Raw genomic sequence first — 14,964 nt, 5'->3', positions numbered from 1 at the left:
AAGGGGTAACCCGTTTATTCTGTCACTCTGCTATTTGTATACATGTGAGAAAACTATGCACGCTACTGACACTACGCACGCAGACATAAAAAACATCGAAGGCCGCTATAACGACATTTATCAAAAACTTGAGTTGCTATTCAATGAGATTATTACCATTCGCACAGATGATGCCGCCTTAAAACGGCAGAAGGTGATCGCTTCAGATCTTTCGATTGAAAATTGGGACTGGTCGCAAGGCGTAGGAATCTACGGTGTCTGGCGGCTTCATCAAGTGACAGGTGAACAACGTTATCTGGACTATATACTGGCATGGTATCAACGCCGGTTGGCAGAAGGATTGCCGGAGAAGAACATTAATCGCATGGCGCCGATGTTAACACTAGCAACGATGAGCGTTGTCAACGACACGCACGAACACGAAGCGCTCATCAACGAATATGCGCACTGGATCGAACATCAACTGCCTCGCACCCAGGAAAACGGCTTCACCCACTGTACCAGTGACCATCCCAATGAAGAACAACTCTGGGTCGATACGCTATTTATGAGTGGCTTGTTCTATGCGCGCGCTGGTATCTACCTCGGTAAACCGGCCTACCTGGATGAAATAAGCTATCAGTTTCTGCTGCATATCAAATACCTAATTGACAGAGAGACTGGGCTATGGATGCACGGCTGGAATTTTACCGGCGATGGCAATTATGGCAAGGCGCTGTGGGGACGTGGCAACGGATGGGCGGCCATTAGCACCGTCGATTTTCTTGAAATGCTGGATAATAAAGATGCCAGCTATCAGATGATTCTCAGTACCTTCCGCCGTCAGGCCGATGCCGCCCTGCGTTATCAGGATGTCAGCGGTATGTGGCGCACCTTACTCGATCAGCCAGATAGTTATCTCGAAGCCTCAGGCACCGCCGGTTTCACCTATGCGTTGTTGAAAGGCATACGGCTCGGTCTGCTCGATGAGCGCTATCGCGCCGCCGCCTGGAACGGCGTCAATGCCTTGCTGAGCCGCATCAACCCACAGGGAGAAGTGGCAGATGTATCAGCCGGAACCTCGGTGGGGTTCGACCTCGATCACTATCGTAAGATTGCCATCAAACAGCGCACCTATGGTCAGTCGCTCACCATGCTTGCATTAACAGAGGCATTAGCAGTATTAGCGTAAATTTCACTACCTCGTGGCGCATCAGATCGCCATGAGGTTTTCTCACAACGGCCTCGCCCTACACACGCTATCTTCAGTAATTTACTGCTTATTTTGAAAGTCTTACAGAAGCCCCTATGTTTTGTGCCATCTTTATTTCCCCGACTAATGCGAGGATCATCCACCCGTTCAGGATCGTTTTTGTCACTAACCTGAACGGCTTCACCCGCCTTATCATTAGACGCAATATATTTTCCAGATTCATCATGGGCAGAAGCAGAATCATTTCTATCTAAAAAATCATGAACAAAAAATTAGCTGCTCCCTCCCGTCTATCGGGCAATTGTGGAATGCCGCGGTAAAACGATCTGGTATTCGTCGTCGTAATCCGTACCATACGCGCCATACTTATGCTTGCTGGTTACTCTCGGCAGGTGCAAACCCTTCGTTTATTGCGAACCAAATGGGGCATGAGAACGCGCAAATGGTGTGTGAAATCTATGAGAAATGGATTGGAGACATGAATGAAGATTACGTTAGCATGCTGAATCGGAAACTCGCGCTGTGAATCGTTTTGCCCCTTTGGTGCCCCTTACGGGTGTAGGAATAAGATAAAATGTCAGAAAATCAAAAAATTAACCAAAAACAACAATACAATCTCAATAAATTGCAAAAACGCCTGCGACGTAACGTCGGCGAAGCCATTGCGGATTTCAATATGGTTGAAGAAGGCGACCGCATTATGGTTTGCCTGTCCGGTGGAAAAGACAGTTTCACTATGCTGGAGATTTTGCGAAATCTGCAACAAAGCGCACCCGTTAATTTTTCTCTGGTTGCCGTAAATTTGGATCAGAAGCAGCCGGGTTTTCCGGAGCATGTCCTGCCTCAATATCTTGCTAACCTCGGCGTGGAATATAAGATCGTCGAAGAAAATACCTATGGGATTGTCAAAGATAAGATCCCGGAAGGCAAAACCACGTGTTCCCTGTGTTCACGCCTGCGCCGCGGTATTTTGTACCGGACCGCGACAGAGCTTGGCGCGACCAAAATTGCGCTTGGTCACCACCGCGACGATATTTTGCAAACATTGTTCCTGAACATGTTCTACGGTGGAAAGTTGAAAGGCATGCCGCCTAAGCTAATGAGCGATGACGGTAAGCATATCGTTATCCGCCCTCTTGCCTATTGTCGGGAAAAAGATATCGAACGTTTTGCCGAAGCCAGACAGTACCCGATTATTCCCTGTAACCTGTGCGGATCGCAGCCTAATCTGCAACGTCAGGTGATTAAGGACATGCTGCGTGACTGGGATAAGCGCTACCCTGGTCGTATCGAGACCATGTTCAGCGCCATGCAAAATGTGGTTCCCTCTCATCTTGCCGATCGGGCGCTATTTGATTTCAAAGGTATTCATCACGGTAGCGAGGTGATTGATGGTGGCGATCTGGCTTTTGATCGAGACGATCTTCCTTTACAGCCTGTTGGTTGGCAGCAGGAAGAGGATGACGACGCGTCATCGCTCGTGCGTCTCGATGTGGTAGAAGTCAAATAGCACATCATTGTCGCCACGAATAGCCTTCTCGCTCCGCATAATCAGGTAATCAGCGCGAAGATCACCTGGTGCCCGAATCCACCACTATCGTCTGTACAACAGGCGATATGGCATGGTAGTAAAGTCAAATCGAGGAATAAAAAAAAAGCCGACAAACTGTCGGCATGGTGTGAATCAATTGTGCTATGCAGTAATTCAAAAAAGGAAGTAAGACAATATGGAGCGCAACGCCCATCGCTTGACGTTGCATTCACCTGCGGGAATGATAGTGCCGTACTATAAGGTCAAAAATGTTGATATCGCTCAATTTACGCGTGCTTTTTTAGCCATTGCTGGCAGTTTGTGAGCTTTTACGCATTTACTTACCGTAAACCGCTAAAGCCATTTACTGCGCTTTAACCACCATGCAACGCCGCCAACCAGAATTACCAACATCAGACAAAAAGCATAAAACCCAAATGGCGCATCGCCGCCAGGGATTCCCCCTAAATTGACGCCAAATAATCCGGTTAGGAACGTCGTCGGTAAAAAAATCATCGCTAATAGCGACATCGTATAGGTACGGCGGTTCATGGCCTCAGTCATCAACGCGGTGGTTTCATCCGAGAGCACCGTAGTGCGCGCGATGCTGGCATCCAGATCTTCAAGCCCTCGCCCTAAACGATCGGCTATTTCCTGCATTCTGCGACGGTCATCATCCTGCATACAAGGCAATTTTTCCCCCGAAATTCGGGAGAATACATCGCGCTGGGGCGTCATATAGCGACGTAACACGATAAGCTGCTTGCGAATCAACGCCAGTTCGCCGCGCGGGGGAGTTTTTTGTTCCAGTAAGTCTTCTTCCAGATCGATGATTTTCTCATGTAAATCATCAATAAACTCGCTGGTATGATCGGTCAACAATTCTGCGATGGACACGAGCCAGCTTCCACTATCTGTCGGGCCATGCCCCTCTTTAAAGTCGCTAAGCATATCGTCGATAGCCTGAACTTTGCGCCGTCGGGTAGAAATGATCAGCTTATTGGTAATAAATACGCGAAGGGCGACCAGTTGATCGGGCCGTGCGTCGCTATTGAGATTAATGCTTCGGAGCGTGATAAGTGTCCCCTCTCCGAGACGAGTTACCCTAGGTCGAAGACTTTCCCCCGATAAGGCATCGCGCGCGCTATCCGGCACCAGCGTCGTGTTATTCAGCCATCGTGCGCTGGCCGGCAGCGTTGAATCCAGGTGCAGCCAGCAAGTTTGCGCGCTGTTCATTTCGCCTAGATCGTTTATGGGAATGATGCCGCCTTTCCCATCCAACTGATAAGCATGAATCGCCCCGCTAGGCTGTAACGCTTTTTCAGCAAAAGAGTTCACATGTAGTCTCCGACGGTGTTTGGTTATAAGAGCCTGTTGTTATTAAGCCAGCTCCGCACTCAACCAGCCGACGCCCCGAAGCGTTATCGCGGCGCAGTCGATACCGCTAATGCTTTTCAATATAAAGGCGATGGCTGTATGCCACATCTTCGGGATTGGCAATCGGATACCCCTTTACCCACGGTTTAATGAGGCGTCCATTGGTATATTGATAGATCGGGGCAATCGGCGCTTCCTCCAGCAAGAGTTGTTCAGCGCGGTTATAATCGGCATTCAACGCCTGAGCATCGGTCTGATTGCCCGCCTCATCCAGTACACGATCGTAATTGGCGTTTTTAAAACGCGCAATATTGCCGCTATGGTGTGAGGTCAGCAGCGAGAGAAATGTCGATGGTTCGTTATAGTCGCCGATCCACGATGCCCGCACGACGTCAAAATTACCGCTATTACGGCTGTCGATATAGGTTTGCCACTCTTGATTGACGAGACGAACCTTTACGCCTAGCGTCTTTTTCCACATGGATGCCACGGCGATCGCGACCTTTTGGTGACTTTCGGCGGTGTTATAGAGCAGCGACAATTTCAGCGGATGGTTTGGACCATAGCCCGCAGCGGCCATCAGCGCTTTTGCCTGCGCATTCAATTCTTCCTGAGAATACTGCTGTAACTGGCTTTCGTCCGGATTGAATCCCGCTGTGACATCCGGCGTAAAATGCCAGGCCGGTTTTTCCCCCGTCCCCAGCACTTTTTCTGCAATGATTCGACGATCGATAGCGTATGAGAGCGCTTTCCGCACACGGGCATCGTTGGTCGGCGCACGCTGCGTATTAAACGCATAATAATAGGTGCCAAGCTGTTCCGGCGTATAAACCTGACCGGGTAGATCTTTTAGCAGCTTTTGATACATATTTTTCGGAAATGATTCGGTGATATCAATGTCCCCGGACAAATAGCGCTTCGTCGCATTCGATTCCTGATTGATCGGCACGAAGGTCACTTTTGTCAGCACCGTGTGTGCGTTATCCCAATAATATGGATTCTGCACGAGCACCAGTTTTTCATTTACGACACGTTGATCCAGTTTAAATGCGCCATTGCCAACCAGGTTGCCCGGTTTTGTCCAGTTCTTGCCAAATTTCTCTACCGTAGCCTGATGCACCGGAAACAGGCTGAAGTTGGCTGTCAGGCTAACAAAATAGGGGACGGGTTTGCTGAGTTGCACTTTCAACGTATGATCATCCACGGCTGTCACGCCAAGTTGTTCGGCAGGCAGCTTGCCTGCGAGAATTTGTTCGGCATTCTGAAGCCCAGCGAGTCGGGCGAACCAGGCAAACGACGCGCTGTTTTCAGGCGCAACTAAACGCCGCCAACTGTAGACAAAATCCTTTGCCGTCACCGGATCGCCGTTAGACCAGCGGGCATTATCGCGCAGGGTAAAAATAAACGTGCGGTTATCGGTCGTCCGCCAACGTAACGCAACGCCCGGAATACTGTTTCCTTTGGCGTCCTGGTTGACGAGGCCTTCAAACAGATCGCGAGCTACCTGGGCTTCCGGTAATCCAACGGCTTTAATTGGGTCAAGAGACACGGGTTCATCTTTAATGTGGCGGACAATTTCCTGTTTATCAGCCAAAATGGTTCCCGCAGGAACCGATGCCGCGATGGCTGTATTCGCCATCGCGGCTATCAACGCGGCATAGCCCAGAGAATACCCGTAGTGCATGATGATTAGCCTAAAAACCTAATGAAATGATTCACTATCATAGTCAAAAAGTCGCGCTATCATCCAGCGTTCTCCCCGTAATATGTCAGTTCGCATCGCGTTTTCGTGTTTTTTATCGTAACGCGCTAACCATCGCGAACGGGAAAACCGCTGATTCAAAGCCCGCAAAGAAAACCCGGTGTCTGATTATTAAGGTACGCGGTTAACAATTTTAATCGTGATTTTAATACCAATGTTGCTAATGTTGCCCTAAACTGAGCGACGTGTTAATCACCTGTAATTAAGGACGCAAACATGTCACAGACCGTACATTTTCAAGGCAATCCTGTGTCAGTAGCAGGGTCTTTCCCTGCCAAAGGAAGTAAAGCCCCGGCATTCACACTGGTGGCTAAAGACCTGTCTGATACGTCACTCAGCCACTATGCTGGCAAGCGTAAAATCCTAAACATTTTCCCAAGCATTGATACCGGCGTATGTGCCGCATCCGTGCGCAAATTCAATCAGCTGGCGTCTGAGCTGGATAACACCGTTGTTCTGTGTATTTCTTCCGATCTGCCATTTGCGCAGTCTCGCTTTTGCGGTGCCGAAGGCTTAAACAATGTCGTGGTATTGTCTACCCTGCGAGGCAACGAATTTAAAGAGAATTACGGTGTCGCCATTGCTGATGGCGCACTAAAAGGTCTGACTGCCCGCGCCGTTGTCGTGTTGGATGAAAACGACAACGTACTGCATAGCGAACTGGTGAATGAGATCACCACGGAGCCAGACTATGACGCCGCGCTGGCGGTTCTGAAATAAGTTATTCTGTCGGTTATCTATACTGACAATCAATAAGAAACGGCTGCTAACGCAGCCGTTTCTTATTGAAGCATTAACTAAGTGGGTACTTCTTAAATGCCGCCTGATTTTCGAAAACGTCGGCGACCGCCTTAATCGTTTCAAATTCATCGGCGTTAACGATATGGGGGATTTTGGACTGAATAAATGTCCAAATAACGGTACTGGTGACAGCAACCTGATCGACCACCTCGTTAGCTGAACGCGCTTCCAGCAACGTGTTCCATTCCCGGCAGGCTGCCAGCAATTGTAGGGTGATACGCTCTATCCATGGATTATGTTGTTTTTCCGCCGGGCGCAGATTATGTTCATACACGTTTTGTACGGCTTTCTCCGAGGCGGCGAGGATAAAACCCAGCGCCTGAAGATCGTTTGCCAGCGCATCCGGCGCCACGGGCAGCAATTTCCGTTCAGGAGCAGCCCCAGCCTCGAAATAATTCAGTATCAGTGAGGAATCCATCAAACGTGTTCCCTTATCCAGAACCAACGTTGGTGCTTTTACCACAGGGTTGATTCGGGAAAATTCCTCAAATGCGCGGAAGACCGATAGCGGCTCGATTTCAAAAGCAACGCCATAAAGTTCCAGGGAGACCGCTACGCGACGTACATAAGGAGAATCCATCGTGCCAATCAGCTTTATCATAATTCCTGTTTTCCTATCTATGTGAAAGAACGCGTCATTGAAGATAATGAACCGACATTACAATAAATTCGATATGGAGAATATCATCAGTATGTAACGGTCAGTGTGAGTATTACTGACATATTGGTCGGTTGCCGTTCATAAGATCAAATTTACTAATGAGTTGTCGGGCTGGCGTCAGTTGCCAGTAGCGGAAGAAAGTAACGGTTAACAGAAAACAAAAAGCCTGCTTCTCAAGCAGGCTTCAGATTACTGACACAGCCGCATTGTTATTTACTGCTCGTCATCCCCTGCCGCTTTACGCTGGCTTAGCCCGTACTCCCGCAGTTTGTTGGCGATCGCCGTGTGTGACACGCCCAGTCGTTTCGCTAATTTGCGTGTGCTTGGGTAGGATTGGTAAAGACGGCTCAACACTGAGCGCTCAAAACGCTTATTGATGTCATCCAATGATCCATCAAGCAAGGTTTCATCTCGTAACGCGTCAGTCGAAAACGTAGGGAGATCGATATCCTGCATACGTAGTTCGTTACCTTCTAACTGCGTTAACGCACGATAAATAGCATTTCTTAACTGCCGAACGTTACCCGGCCAGCCGTATCGAGGCAGGAAATGCGCCACCTCTGCCGAGAAGGTAGGTCGCGCAATTCCCTGTTCCTCGGCAAAACGTGCCGCGAAGCGTGCGGCCAACGGCATAATATCCGCCGGACGTTCAGACAGCGGCGGTAATATCAATGTAAGCACATTGAGACGATAATAAAGATCCTCACGGAATTCACCGCGCTGTACTAGCTCCAGCAAATTCTTTTTGGTTGCGCAAATGACTCGCACATCCACGTGGACCTCATGATCTTCGCCCACGCGGCGGAATGTTCCGTCATTCAAAAAGCGCAGTAACTTGGTCTGCATTTGCGGCGACATTTCCCCGACTTCATCTAACAGCACTGAACCGCCGTTCGCCTGTTCAAAGAAGCCTTTTTTACCTTCCTGCGCATTTGGGTAGGCGCCCGGCGCATGCCCGAACAATTCACTTTCCATGACATCATCGGGTAGCGCTGCACAGTTCAGCGCCAGGAAAGGATGCTGCCCGCGCGGCCCGCGCAGATGGCACGCGCGCGCCAACATATCCTTCCCCGTCCCCGTATCGCCCACAATCAATAACGGCGCATCCAGCATCGCCAGCTTACGTGCCTGTTCAACTACCTGGCGCATTTGGGGGCTTACAGCAACGATTTGCTCGAAAGCATACTCATCGTTTACGGTATGATCCTGTAACTGTCGACTCATGCGAGCAGTCGATTTCAATATCACTAACGCGCCAGCAATAATCTTGTTATCGACATCATCTTCCAGGTGGATCGCCATCATTTCCAACAAAAAATCCTGCCCACGAATGACTACTGGCCTCGTGAAGACGACATCCTGCGCTTCTAACCTCTTGGCGAAATCGATACCGGGGATCAGAGCGTCAATGGTTAACGTCTTAATGTCTTCTGCCGATTGCTCAAACAGTGCCAACGTGGCGGAATTACACAGCGTTGGCTTTCCCGCCATATCCAGCGTAAAGACGGGTTCAGGCATGGCGTCCACGAGCGTATTCAGCGCCCGCTGCTCGCGTTCAAACGGCATAAACGCCACGGTGCGTACATCGCTCACGCTGTCAATGCGGCGGATCTCCGTCATCAGCAGGCGAAAATCGTCAGAATCAAGAGCAGCAAAGTTAAGATAAACTCGGCCACCAGGGACTATTTCGATACCACGTAAATCAATATTACGTGAGGCAAGCAGATCCAACAGTTCGCGGACCATACCAATGCGGTCTTCACAAATCACTTCCAGATGCATCAACGTCTACCTTTCTCAAGAGACTCGCTATGGCGATTATTAGTGATAATACCCTTTCGTTTACGGCGGATGAAGTCAGGTGGCAGCCTAAGTTGACACATCTGTACGTTTTTCCCACTTTTATAATGATTCGCCGTTAAGACAACGGCGTTGTCGCCATCGCCACAATGGTTCGAATACCTTCCAGATAGTTACCGAGACGTAAGTTCTCATCGAAACTATGCTGATTATTATCGGCATTCACCAACGGAACAATCACATAAGGCACCTTCAGCACACTGACAGCACCACTCATCGGCAGCGTACCGCCCATCATTCTATTTTTCTCCGGTATAATGCCTCGTGGCGCGGCGGTGGTAGCCACGGCCCAGCGCCCTAACGGCGAGTCCATTTCGGTTCTGGCAGCTTGGGAACTACTCGGATAAGCCATCAGATGAAGTGAAATCAGATGCGGATATCGTTCACGTTCATCTGCTGTAGGCGACTCTCCCGCGATAATATGGAAGCCTTTCTCGGTAATATACTGGCGTAATAAAGCGTATCGCTCCTCTGGCGGCGTCTCCGGAACGGTACGGATATTCAGGCTAGCGGTCGCGGTTGCGGGAATAGCGTTGGCGGCGTTCTTTCCGGTACCTCCGGCGTTGAGGCCGAGGATATCCAGCGAAGGATACTGCAACGCTTCTGCAGCGTTATCTGCAACTTTGTCTAACTGTGCAACGCCAAAACGCTGTTCCAGCGCCCCCGGCGGCGGCGCGGTCTGTGCAACCTGTTGCTTGTCACTATTGCTGAGGGTGACGCGATCATAATAGCCGGGGATCGTTACCCTGCCGTTCGCATCTTTCATACTGGCTAGCAATGTCACCAGTTTTTGCACCGGGTTCGAAATCACATTGCCATAGCCTCCGCTATGTGCCGCGGCATTCGCCCCGAAAACCGTCATATCGATCTGAATTGACCCACGATTGCCAAAATTGATGCCAGGACGATTACTGGACGGCATCGCGCCGTCATAAATCACCATACCATCGCTTTTCAACAGCGAACGGTGTTCGGCCATCACCGTTGTCAGGCTGGGAGACCCTTTTTCCTCTTCGGCGTCCAGCAATACTTTAATATTAATAGCTGGTTCAACACCCTGATCTTTCATCGCATCCATCGCAGCAAGAAACATCATGATTGGCCCTTTGTCATCGGCCGACGCGCGGGCATAAAGACGCCATTCTGGGTTAATCGCACCTTTCAGCAAACGTGATTCAGGCAGTGTGCGCCATTTACCATTGGCCTCTTTTTCCTTCAACACGGGCTGCCATGGCGGAGTCTGCCATTGAGCCGGATATACGGGTTGCCCGTCAAAGTGCATATAAAACAAGATGGTTTTACGATCGGCTGTTGGCGTACCCCACTCAGCATACACCAACGGTTTATTACCGTTCGCCAACGTTTTGGTCGTAAAGCCGCGCTTCTGAAAAGCCTTTTCCAGCCAGTCGGCATTACGCTGAATATCCGAGGGGACGGAAGCATCATTCGGCAACGTCAATAATTCGAGATATTCAGGAAAGCTATTCTGTGCGTAGCGTTCAGCCTCGGCAGGTGTCAAAACGTGTTGTGCGTAGGCAGGAAAACAAAGCATCACTGTCGACAGGCACAGTGTCGACAGCGTCATATTTTTACCGGAGATCATAAAAAAACATCCTGTTATATAAAAAGGAGAAACCTTATCCTACACAGGATTATTGAACAACGGTACTCAAGCGCAGGCTGCATCCCTTTCGAACAAGAGCAAAAGCCAATAGCGACCCACTCTACCCCGCGCCCTCACGACTAACGCCTTTTTTGCAGCGTTTCTTTTACCTGGGTAACCAATTCACGACGAAAATCGCCAAGACGCGGTTTGTCATCCAGCCACGGCAGCGGGCGGCATAGCTCCATCGCTTTAATCCCCAGACGCGCGGTCAGTAAGCCTGCGCCTATACCCTGCGCGGCACGGGCCGATAAACGGGCAGCAAGATCTTGCGACATCCAGTCCATACCAATTTCCCGCACCAGCTCAGATGCGCCGGCAAAGGCGATGTTAACCAGTACCAATCGGAACAGGCGAATACGGCTGAAATAGCCCAGTTCGATGCCATACAGCGCGGCAATACGATTAATCAGGCGTAGATTGCGCCAGGCGATAAATGCCATATCCACCAGCGCTAATGGGCTGACGGCGATCATTAACGTCGATTCCGCCGCCGAACGGCTGATCTCTCGCCGCGCCTGTGTATCGAGTACCGGTTGGACCAAATGCGCGTAAAGCTCCAGCACTTCGCGATCGTTGTGGGTCTCATGGAGTGAAGCCTGCCAACGCTGCAATGCGGGATGACCGCTATCCAACCCCGCCTGACGCGCCAGTTTTTCACAGAATTCGCGCCCCTTCCCTACGCCATGACTATGTAGCAGTTCGCGTGCCACATCGCGTTCTTCCGCACGTTCCCGCAGGCGGTAGAGTCTCCGCCACTCAACGACCAGCGACCCCACGCCAGCCGCCACGATCAGGCTTCCGGCAGTTATCGCCCCCAGTGCGATCCAATCCTGCTGGATCCAGGCGTTATGCAATGACTGCGCGCCTTGTGCCAGCACACTAACGCCAAACAATGTGGCGCCAGCCATTACCATGCGTCGCCACAGGCTACGTTTTGGGCGTAGCGCTATACTGACCGCCGCTTCTGCCGCCCCCTCTTCGGGCAAATCGTCTTCGCGGCTGACCGGAGAAAAAGGCGTGCCGCTCTGCTCATCAAACGCTATCCCTGGGCGTAGCGGCGACGGAGAGGCTTGAGGTGATACATCGGCAAATGTGACGCGTGGTTTAAGACCTTCACTCATCGCAATTTATCCTTTAACAAAAAGTCCATGACCGTATCCAGCCGGATATGCGGCAGTGGCGTATCTACCGGCATTTCACGCGGACGAAATTCATCGAAATGAAAGCCCTGTGTTTGCCAGAATGTGGCGCTCGGTAAACGGGCGGGCACCTCACCGGGGTACACGGTCAACGGCTGACCGTCGCTGAGCCGATGCCCTTTTAGCGCCGGGATTTTCTGTCCCTGATGATCGACCACTCCGCTCTGCGTAGATTGAATGGATGCTATGCCCTCACAGCGCATCTCAATGCCTTCAAACGCGGCGTTTTGCCAGGCTTCTTGCACCAGTTGCTGAAGCAAAGACACTAAATTGGCATGCTGATCGGCGGTAATGTGATCCGCTTTACTCGCCGCAAACATCAGTTTATCGATACAAGGAGAGAACAGCCGCCGAAACAGCGTACGTTTGCCGTAATGAAAACTTTGCATTAATTGCGTCAGCGCCAGACGCATATCATTGAATGCATGAACACCGTGGTTAAGCGGTTGCAGGCAGTCAACCAACACGATCTGTCGATCGAAACGCACGAAATGATCTTTATAAAACCCTTTGACCACCGATTGACAGTAATACTCAAAACGTTTGCGCAACATGCCAATATTGGTTTTTTCATCCGCCTGCGCCAGTTTAGCTTCACCAATTTGCGTCACCTGCGGCCAGGGGAAGAATTGCAACACTGGCGCCCCAGCCAGATCGCCGGGCAGGACAAACCGTCCAGGCTGAATAAAGTGCAACCCTTCCTGCTTACAACGGTGCAGATAATCGGTATAGGACTGCGCGACGTCGGCTAATTGATTTTCATCCGCTGGCGCCAGCGGATCGATGTTCTCACATTGCGCCAGCCAGGGTTTCGCCCATGCGGCGCGATCGCCTTGCAACAGGCCACTCATTTGCTGCGACCAGCTTAAATAGTTTTGTTCCAGCAGCGGTAGATCGAGTAGCCACTCGCCGGGATAATCGACAATTTCCAGATAGAGCGTTGAGGTGTCTTTAAAGTGACGCAGCAGTGATTCTCTGGAACGGTAACGCAGCGCCAGACGAATCTCACTTACGCCGCGCGTCGGCGTCGGCCAGGATGGCGGCGAACCATACAACGCCGCCATCCCTTCATCATAGGCAAAGCGCGGTACGCCCAGATCGCGCTGAGGCACGCGCTTTACCCCCAGCAAACGCTCCTCACGCACGGGGGAAAACATCGGCAACTGCGCGCCACTGTGAAGCGTTAATAATTGATTGACGAACGCGGTAATAAACGCGGTTTTGCCACTACGACTTAACCCGGTAACAGCTAGGCGCAGGTGGCGATCCACGCTGCGATTGACCAGTGCGTTAAATTCGTTCTGTAGTCGACTCATTAAAGGGCTTGTCACTCCGTTGGTTACGAAACGTATTCAGCCTACGGCATAGATGGTGGAGAAATATACACGACGCTACCCACGGGGATAACGCCGACGATGCGAAACTGCATGGATAAGTTATAGCTGATAATCGGTTATAGGTGGCGAAAGCGGTTCTGAACGCCGAAGGTATCCGAGGTGACATAGCGTTCAATATTGCGCAAGCGCTGTTCGCTAGCCTGTAATGCCGCATCCACTTCATTCAATAGTTGACTTGGCGTCTGGACGGCATTCTCGTCGTTGAATCGCATTCCCGCCGGTGCCGGATCGAGCACGAACGTCAGGACAAGGTAAGCGGCAATAGTAAAGAAAAACAGGCCAAAAAACATTGACAGCACCACGATGATCCGCACAAGTTTCACCGGTACGTCGAAATAACGCGCTAACCCAGCGCACACCCCTTTCAACATGCCTTCTTCAGGAAGGCGGTATAAGGTTTTACCTGACCATGTATTTTTCATCACGATTTTCTCCAGTCCGGGTGTTCCGCATCCAGAATGTCTTCCAGCGCGCTGATACGTTCCCGCATCTGGTTAGACTCTTCTGTTAATCGAGCTAGGCGCTGCATATCGTTTTGTCCCAGTTGAGCACTGTCTTTACGCTGACTGTAATGTAGCCAAAGCCATATCGGCGCCACAAATAACATAAAAATGGTCAGCGGAATGGCAAGAAACAACGCACTCATTATGTCTCCTTAGTTTTATTCATACGCCTTATGGTGGCTGCCGTTTGCTCTCGGCAGCGCATCCAATAATGTTTTTACGTACGCGTTGGTTACTCTGCTGGCTTAACTTTAGCTTTAAGCGCCGCCAATTGCGCGCTGATTTCATCGTCCGCTTTCAATTCGGCAAACTGCTGATCCAATGATTTTTGTTTCCCCAGCCCGTGGCTTTCCGCTTCAGCTTCCATCGTATCGATGCGACGCTCGAACTGATCGAAACGTGCCATAGCCTCGTCGAGTTTTCCACTATCCAACTGGCGCCGTACATCCCGCGACGACGCTGCCGCCTGATGACGCAATGTCAGTGCCTGCTGACGCGCCCGCGTTTCACTCAATTTATTTTCCAGCTCGCCGATTTCACGCTTCATGCGATCCAGTGTTTCATCTACGCTGTCAGCCTCATGCTGCAATAACGCAATTAAATCGGTCAGTTTTTGTTTCTCAATTAGCGCCGCGCGGGCCAGATCGTCTTTATCTTTACGCAGTGCCAGTTCCGCTTTTTCCTGCCACTGTTCCTGCTGACCAAACGCTTGTTCAATACGGCGGGCTATCTGTTTCTTTTCTGCCAGCGCCCGCGCCGAGGTTGAACGGACTTCAACTAACGTGTCCTCCATTTCCTGGATCATCAACCGTACCAATTTCTGCGGATCTTCCGCTTTATCCAGTAAAGAATTGATATTAGCGTTCACGATGTCGGCAAAACGAGAAAAAATACCCATAATTACATCCTCTTCATGATTTTCAGCGTCTGATTACGCCGGATTAGTCACTGTGTCTGGCTACGCCGGCCACAATCTCATGAGTGATATATCAATAAACGTGCCAATGTTTAAATA

At 50.5% G+C, this 14,964-nt stretch carries 14 protein-coding genes and 1 pseudogene; 4 read left to right on the top strand and 11 right to left on the bottom strand.

Translation table 11 applies throughout. The features are described from left to right. Positions 1-55: 55 nt before the first annotated feature. Positions 56-1,171: a glycoside hydrolase family 88/105 protein gene (locus RFN81_RS08775; RefSeq protein ID WP_264498709.1), complete on the top strand. Its 1,116-nt coding sequence runs from the start codon at positions 56-58 to the stop codon at positions 1,169-1,171. Here the strand turns inward: RFN81_RS08775 and RFN81_RS18730 are convergent. After that, on the bottom strand, positions 1,120-1,398 hold the full coding sequence (locus RFN81_RS18730; protein WP_378929175.1) for a hypothetical protein: 279 nt from the start codon (positions 1,396-1,398) through the stop codon (positions 1,120-1,122). The two genes, RFN81_RS08775 and RFN81_RS18730, sit on opposite strands and share 52 nt — an antisense overlap. Before the next feature lie 50 nt (positions 1,399-1,448). On the opposite strand from RFN81_RS18730, the pseudogene RFN81_RS08770 reads away from it, so the two are divergent. Both RFN81_RS08770 and ttcA read left to right on the top strand, forming a co-directional pair. Next, a pseudogene (locus tag RFN81_RS08770) lies at positions 1,449-1,718 on the top strand (tyrosine-type recombinase/integrase); the annotation flags it as partial. A gap of 48 nt (positions 1,719-1,766) precedes the next feature. Beyond that, positions 1,767-2,702, top strand: a complete 936-nt coding sequence (ttcA, locus tag RFN81_RS08765) for a tRNA 2-thiocytidine(32) synthetase TtcA (RefSeq protein ID WP_264498708.1) — start codon at positions 1,767-1,769, stop codon at positions 2,700-2,702. A gap of 375 nt (positions 2,703-3,077) precedes the next feature. On the opposite strand, the gene zntB is transcribed toward ttcA, so the two are convergent. Together zntB and RFN81_RS08755 are read right to left on the bottom strand one after the other, a co-directional pair. Then, positions 3,078-4,061 (bottom strand): zinc transporter ZntB, encoded by a 984-nt coding sequence (zntB, locus tag RFN81_RS08760; RefSeq protein WP_264498707.1) that lies wholly within the window; start codon positions 4,059-4,061, stop codon positions 3,078-3,080. 106 nt (positions 4,062-4,167) lie between these two features. After that, positions 4,168-5,784 carry a peptide ABC transporter substrate-binding protein gene (locus RFN81_RS08755; protein WP_264498706.1) on the bottom strand — a complete coding sequence of 539 codons (1,617 nt, stop codon included), beginning with the start codon at positions 5,782-5,784 and terminating at the stop codon, positions 4,168-4,170. Positions 5,785-6,078: 294 nt separating this feature from the next. Here RFN81_RS08755 and tpx point away from each other — a divergent pair, with 294 nt between their 5' ends. Further along, positions 6,079-6,582 (top strand): thiol peroxidase, encoded by a 504-nt coding sequence (gene tpx / locus RFN81_RS08750; protein WP_264498705.1) that lies wholly within the window; start codon positions 6,079-6,081, stop codon positions 6,580-6,582. 73 nt (positions 6,583-6,655) lie between these two features. Here tpx and RFN81_RS08745 read toward each other — a convergent pair whose 3' ends face one another. The 8 genes from RFN81_RS08745 to pspA form a co-directional block, all read right to left on the bottom strand. Then, positions 6,656-7,264, bottom strand: coding sequence for a glutathione S-transferase family protein (locus RFN81_RS08745; RefSeq protein ID WP_264498704.1), 609 nt, complete (start codon positions 7,262-7,264; stop codon positions 6,656-6,658). A gap of 273 nt (positions 7,265-7,537) precedes the next feature. Continuing rightward, positions 7,538-9,106 (bottom strand): transcriptional regulator TyrR, encoded by a 1,569-nt coding sequence (gene tyrR, locus RFN81_RS08740; RefSeq protein ID WP_264498703.1) that lies wholly within the window; start codon positions 9,104-9,106, stop codon positions 7,538-7,540. Between the two features lie 136 nt (positions 9,107-9,242). Next, positions 9,243-10,787 carry a M20/M25/M40 family metallo-hydrolase gene (locus RFN81_RS08735; RefSeq protein WP_264498702.1) on the bottom strand — a complete coding sequence of 515 codons (1,545 nt, stop codon included), beginning with the start codon at positions 10,785-10,787 and terminating at the stop codon, positions 9,243-9,245. 140 nt (positions 10,788-10,927) lie between these two features. Next, positions 10,928-11,971: a YcjF family protein gene (locus RFN81_RS08730; protein WP_264498701.1), complete on the bottom strand. Its 1,044-nt coding sequence runs from the start codon at positions 11,969-11,971 to the stop codon at positions 10,928-10,930. Beyond that, positions 11,968-13,365: a YcjX family protein gene (locus RFN81_RS08725; RefSeq protein WP_264498700.1), complete on the bottom strand. Its 1,398-nt coding sequence runs from the start codon at positions 13,363-13,365 to the stop codon at positions 11,968-11,970. The genes RFN81_RS08730 and RFN81_RS08725 overlap by 4 nt, the downstream gene beginning before the upstream one ends. Before the next feature lie 137 nt (positions 13,366-13,502). Then, positions 13,503-13,868 (bottom strand): envelope stress response membrane protein PspC, encoded by a 366-nt coding sequence (gene pspC, locus RFN81_RS08720; protein ID WP_264498919.1) that lies wholly within the window; start codon positions 13,866-13,868, stop codon positions 13,503-13,505. Continuing rightward, entirely contained in the window at positions 13,868-14,092 is a 225-nt protein-coding gene (pspB, locus tag RFN81_RS08715; protein ID WP_264498699.1) for an envelope stress response membrane protein PspB, read from the bottom strand. Before pspB ends, pspC begins: the two co-directional genes overlap by 1 nt. 89 nt (positions 14,093-14,181) lie before the next feature. Then, complete coding sequence (gene pspA, locus RFN81_RS08710) at positions 14,182-14,847, bottom strand: phage shock protein PspA (protein WP_264498698.1); 666 nt, start codon at positions 14,845-14,847, stop codon at positions 14,182-14,184. Between the last annotated feature and the right edge of the window lie 117 nt (positions 14,848-14,964).

Origin of the sequence: Pectobacterium cacticida (assembly GCF_036885195.1) — a bacterium.
In the GTDB taxonomy this organism is placed as follows: domain Bacteria; phylum Pseudomonadota; class Gammaproteobacteria; order Enterobacterales; family Enterobacteriaceae; genus Pectobacterium; species Pectobacterium cacticida.
This window is presented reverse-complemented; position numbering and strand designations above follow the sequence as displayed.